At 62.3% G+C, this 4,746-nt stretch carries 5 protein-coding genes; 3 read left to right on the top strand and 2 right to left on the bottom strand.

From position 1 onward, the window contains the following. Positions 1-962 (top strand): hydrolase (locus tag OQK_RS12610; RefSeq protein ID WP_016772710.1); only part of this gene is annotated, 962 nt, incomplete at its 5' end. A 57-nt stretch (positions 963-1,019) separates the two neighbouring features. On the opposite strand, the gene OQK_RS12605 is transcribed toward OQK_RS12610, so the two are convergent. Further along, a complete protein-coding gene (locus OQK_RS12605; protein ID WP_016772709.1) occupies positions 1,020-1,874 on the bottom strand; it encodes a sulfurtransferase in 855 nt (284 codons plus the stop codon). Between the two features lie 31 nt (positions 1,875-1,905). Next, on the bottom strand, positions 1,906-2,577 hold the full coding sequence (locus tag OQK_RS12600) for a TetR/AcrR family transcriptional regulator (protein ID WP_016772708.1): 672 nt from the start codon (positions 2,575-2,577) through the stop codon (positions 1,906-1,908). A gap of 147 nt (positions 2,578-2,724) precedes the next feature. Between OQK_RS12600 and OQK_RS12595 the strand changes: the two genes are divergently transcribed. Further along, complete coding sequence (locus OQK_RS12595) at positions 2,725-4,155, top strand: coniferyl aldehyde dehydrogenase (protein ID WP_016772707.1); 1,431 nt, start codon at positions 2,725-2,727, stop codon at positions 4,153-4,155. A gap of 29 nt (positions 4,156-4,184) precedes the next feature. After that, positions 4,185-4,730, top strand: coding sequence for a hypothetical protein (locus OQK_RS12590; RefSeq protein ID WP_016772706.1), 546 nt, complete (start codon positions 4,185-4,187; stop codon positions 4,728-4,730). Positions 4,731-4,746 lie beyond the last annotated feature (16 nt).

Genomic DNA, 4,746 nt, shown 5'->3' with positions numbered 1-4,746 from the left:
TCGGCCTCGGCAATCCGCATCTGCAAACCCTGTGGGGGCCGCTGTGGCGCAAGACCGTGCACATCGAGCGCGAACGCGAACGCCTGTGGCTTGAGGACGGCGACTTTCTCGACCTCGACTGGCACGGCCCGCACAGCGCCGAGGCGCCGTTGGTACTGGTGCTGCACGGTTTGACCGGCTCTTCCAATTCGCCCTATGTGGCGGGCATTCAAAAGGCCTTGGCCGACCAGGGCTGGGCCAGCGTCGCGCTGAACTGGCGCGGTTGTTCCGGCGAGCCGAATCTGTTGCCGCGCAGCTACCACTCCGGCGCCAGCGAAGACCTTGCCGAAGCCATCCAGCACCTGCGCGCGAAACGCCCGTTGGCGCCGTTGTACGCGGTCGGTTATTCGCTGGGCGGTAATGTGCTGCTCAAGCATCTGGGTGAAACCGGCAGCAACAGCGGTGTGCTCGGCGCGGTGGCGGTGTCGGTACCGTTCCGTCTCGATCAATGTGCCGATCGTATCGGCCAAGGGTTTTCGCGGGTTTATCAGGCGCATTTCATGCGAGAGATGGTCGCCTACATCAGGAACAAGCAGCGTCAGTTCCAGCATGACGGACGCGAAGATGGCCTGGCGAAACTGGCCGCGCTCGGCTCGCTGGAAAACATGCGTACGTTTTGGGATTTCGACGGCCGGGTTACCGCGCCGCTGCATGGCTTCACCGATGCCGAGGATTATTACCGCCGCGCCTCGAGCCGCTATTACCTCGGCGAGATCCGCACGCCGACGCTGATCATTCAGGCGGCGGACGATCCGTTCGTATTTCCCCACAGCCTGCCGCAAGCCGACGAGTTGTCAGCTTGCACCCGGTTCGAATTGCAGGCGCGTGGCGGTCATGTCGGCTTCGTCGACGGCTCGGTGCGCAGGCCCGGGTATTACCTTGAGCGGCGTATCCCGCAATGGCTGGCCGCACTCGGTCAATGAGCGCCGCATATCCCTTGCAGGAGTGAGCCTGCTCGCTCCCACATGGGATCAGCGATGTTATTCGCCCGTGGCAATGCCGCGCGATGGCTCGTTGATCCATTCGCTCCACGATCCGGCATACAGCGCACCCAGCGGGTAGCTGGCCAAGCACAGTGCAAACAGGTTGTGACACGCCGTCACCCCGGACCCGCAGTAGGCGACCAGTTCCGACGGTGAGCGATCGCCCAGTTTCGCGGCAAAGCGCTGCTTGAGCTGCTCGGCCGGCAAAAACCGTCCATCACTGCCGAGGTTGTCGGTGAACGCCGCGCACTGCGCGCCGGGAATGTGCCCGGCGACCGGATCGATCGGTTCCATGTCGCCCTTGAAGCGCGGCAAGGCGCGGGCGTCGAGCAGGGTCAGGGTTGGCTGGCCGAGGCGCTGCTGCAATTGTTCGGCGCTGAGCAACAGGCTCATGTCCGGCTGACCACTGAAGCTGCCCGGCGTCACGCTCGGCGGATCCAGGCTCAGCGGCAGGCCGGCGGCGTGCCAGGCTTTGAGCCCGCCATCGAGAATGAATACGCCGTCGCGCTTGCCCAGCCAAGCCAGCAACCACCACGCCCGCGCCGCGTATGCACCCGGGCCGTCGTCATACAGAACCACATCGCTGTCGTTGCTGATGCCCCAGGCTTGCAGGCGTTCGATCAGCGCCGCCGGCTCGGGCAACGGATGACGCCCGGTCACGCCCCTCTCGACTTTACCGCTCAGATCCCGCTCCAGATCGGCGAAACTCGCCCCGGCAATGTGCCCTTCGGCGTAGCTGCGCTGGCCGTAATCCGGATCTTCGAGGGCAAAACGACAATCGAGAATCACCAGCCCCGGCTGCTCTTTGCGAGCGTCCAGTGCTTGTGGGCTGATCAACTGCGCAATCGACATAACGGGCTCCTGTGGAATTCAGCTGAACGGTTTATTTCACGTCTTCAAGGGCCTGCGCCAGCGGCACGTAGAACTCGTCGAACAATGCGTTGACTTCATCCCGCGCCTGATCGGTAACAAACCCTGCTTCCAGCACCAGCACCTGATACACGCCACGCTTCACGGCCTGTTCGCTGAGGTGGTTGGAGTTTTCCCGCGTGGTGCACAGAAAACGCACCCACGAGGTCAGGATGATCCACGCATTGAGGGTCAGCGATTCGATCTGCACGCGATCCATTTTCAGAATGCCGGCGGCGACAAAACCTTCGTAAATTGCGGCCCCCTGGATCACGCAGCGCTGGGAAAAGCGCCGATAGCGCGCGGCCAGTTCCGCATCGCTGTCGAGCAGATGCTCAAGGTCACGATGCAGGAAACGGTAGCGCCACATGGCCGAGAGCAGTTCCTTGAGATAGAAACGCTTGTCCTCGACGGTCGCCGGGCGACCCTGAGGCGGACGCAGAAAGCTGTCCACCAGGGCTTCGTACTCACTGAACAACACGGCGATGATCGCCTGCTTGTTGGGGAAGTGGTAGTACAGGTTGCCCGGAGAAATCTCCATGTGCGCGGCGATGTGGTTGGTGCTGACGCTGCGCTCGCCCTGCTGATTGAACAGCTCCAGGCTGTTCTGAACGATGCGCTCGCTGGTTTTTATTCGTGGGGCCATGGCTTGAGCTTTAATTCAGAGTGCGTTGACGGCGCATCTTACGACCTAACCGGAAATGGATAAAACCTTGCCGTGCACGGAAGTCGTTTGACTTTCTAGAGCTTAGACTCTAAAAAGTGCCCATTACAATAAAATCCGGAGCCCGCGATGACTGCCGACATTGCCTACCTGCAAACGCTGCAACAGCCTCTTGAAACCCTCGATCGGCAGTTCCAGGCACAACGGGCCGCGTACGCCGCCAACCCGATGCCGCCGGCCGCGCAACGTCAGCAATGGCTCAAGGCTTTGCGCGATCTGCTCAGCGCTGAGCGGCAGGCATTGATCGACGCGATCAGCGCCGATTTCAGCCACCGCAGCGCCGACGAAACCCTGCTCGCCGAGCTGATGCCGAGCCTGCACGGCATTCACTACGCCAGTCGTCACCTGAAAAACTGGATGAAGCCCTCGCGGCGCAAGGTAGGCATGGCGTTCCAGCCTGCTTCGGCGAAGGTGGTTTATCAGCCGCTGGGCGTGGTCGGCGTGATCGTGCCGTGGAACTACCCGCTGTATCTGGCCGTGGGGCCGATGGTCGGCGCCCTGGCTGCCGGCAATCGGGTGATGCTCAAGCTCAGCGAATCGACCCCGGCTACCGGGCTGCTGCTCAAAGAACTGCTGGCGCGAATCTTTCCCGAAGACCTGGTTTGCGTGGTGCTGGGCGAAGCGGATGTCGGCGTGGCGTTCTCGCGTCTGCCGTTCGATCACTTGCTGTTCACGGGCTCCACCAGCGTCGGCAAACACGTCATGCGCGCTGCGGCGGAAAACCTCACGCCAGTGACGCTGGAACTGGGCGGCAAGTCGCCGGCCATCGTCTCCAGAGACGTACCGCTCAAGGACGCCGCCGAACGCATCGCCTTCGGCAAGACCCTCAACGCCGGGCAGACCTGCGTCGCGCCTGACTATGTGCTGGTGCCGGAAGACCGCGTCGGCGCTTTCGTCGAGGCCTATCGTCAGGCTGTGCAAGGCTTCTACCCGACCCTGGCCGACAACGTCGACTACACCGCGATCATCAACGAACGCCAACTGGCCCGGCTGAACGGATACGTCAGCGACGCGACCAGCAAGGGCGCGCTGCTGATCCCGCTGTTCGAACAAGGCCAGGGCCGACGCATGCCGCACAGCGTGCTGCTCAATGTCAGCGATGAGATGACCGTGATGCAGGACGAAATTTTCGGCCCATTGCTGCCAATCGTGCCTTATCGCGATCTGGAGCAGGCATTCGCTTACATCAATCAGCGGCCTCGTCCTCTGGCTCTTTACTACTTTGGCTACGACAAACGCGAGCAGCATCGCGTGCTGCACGAGACCCATTCCGGCGGCGTATGCCTGAACGACACCTTGTTGCATGTGGCTCAGGACGACATGCCCTTCGGTGGCATCGGCCCCTCGGGCATGGGCCATTATCACGGCCACGAAGGTTTCCTGACCTTCAGCAAGGCCAAGGGCGTGCTGATCAAACAGCGCTTCAACGCGGCCCGGCTGATCTACCCGCCCTACGGCAGATCGATTCAGAAACTGATTCAGAAACTGTTCATTCGCTAAACGTTCGTCGACGCCGGGTAATAACAACAATGCATCCAAGCCTGACCGAAACACCCGCCCTGTCGCGCCGTGGCCTGCTGAAATTCAGCCTCGGCGCCAGCGCGTTTCTCGCCACCGCCGGCCTTGGCGCCAGCCTCACTGGCTGCTCGTCGAGCGTCAGCGCCAACGGCTTTGTGGTTTTGCGCGACGGCGATCTGCTGTTCCTGCGCGCGCTGATCCCGGTGATGCTCGACGGCGCCGTCGCCGCCGGGGAAATGCCCGCAGCGGTCGACGGCACGCTGAAGTCGCTGGACTACAGCCTCGATCACGTGTCGCCGGAAATGCTCAAGCTCACTCGGCAACTGTTCGACGTGCTGGGCATGGCCGTGACCCGTGGCCCGCTTACCGGCATCTGGGGCAGTTGGGAAAACGCCAGCGCTGAAGCGATGGGGCATTTCCTCGAACGCTGGGAGAACAGTTCATTGAGCTTGCTGCGCATGGGCCATAGCTCATTGCAGCAGATGGTGATGATGGCCTGGTACACCCGCGCCGAGTCCTGGGCGCATTGCGGTTATCCCGGGCCGCCGAAGGTCTGAAACCGGGGGGCGGTCT

Source organism: Pseudomonas sp. R62 (assembly GCF_000257605.1).
GTDB lineage: Bacteria > Pseudomonadota > Gammaproteobacteria > Pseudomonadales > Pseudomonadaceae > Aquipseudomonas > Aquipseudomonas atacamensis.
The sequence above is the reverse complement of the archived record's forward strand: the minus strand, read 5'-3'. Positions and strand labels throughout refer to the sequence as shown.